Source organism: Oceanobacillus luteolus, assembly GCF_023715655.1.
GTDB lineage: Bacteria > Bacillota > Bacilli > Bacillales > Amphibacillaceae > Oceanobacillus > Oceanobacillus luteolus.
On the sequence record NZ_JAMBON010000157.1, the window covers coordinates 1 to 430 of the forward strand.

The 430-nt window shown below is 72.1% G+C and carries 1 pseudogene; it reads left to right on the forward strand.

The features are described from left to right. Positions 1-430, forward strand: a pseudogene (locus M3210_RS20185) (arsenical pump-driving ATPase); the annotation flags it as partial.

Sequence of the window (430 nt, forward strand, 5' to 3'; positions counted from 1 at the left end):
GTGCCCAGCCGTCCAGCCGTGCCGAGATCGCCCGGACGGCGGTCGAGCTGTCCACCTCGGGGATCAAGCCGAGGGCAGTCGTCATCAACGGCGTGCTGCCCGGCAGCGCTGCTGCCGCCGACAGCCTGGGCCTGGCCGTGCGGGAGCGTGAGCAGGCGGCGATCGCCGGCCTGCCGCCGTCCCTGGCAAGCGTCGGCGTGGACATCATCGAGCTCAAGCCCGAGAACATGGTCGGCCTCGACGCCCTCCGCTCCCTGCTCGGCGACGCCTCTGCGGCGCCACCGGCAGCAGCAGAGCTTCCCGTCGACCTACCCCCCTCGCTGGACGCCCTGATCGACGAGCTTGCCGCCGACGGCCACGGCCTGATCATGTGCATGGGCAAGGGTGGCGTCGGCAAGACGACCATCGCGTCCGCGATCGCCACCCGCCT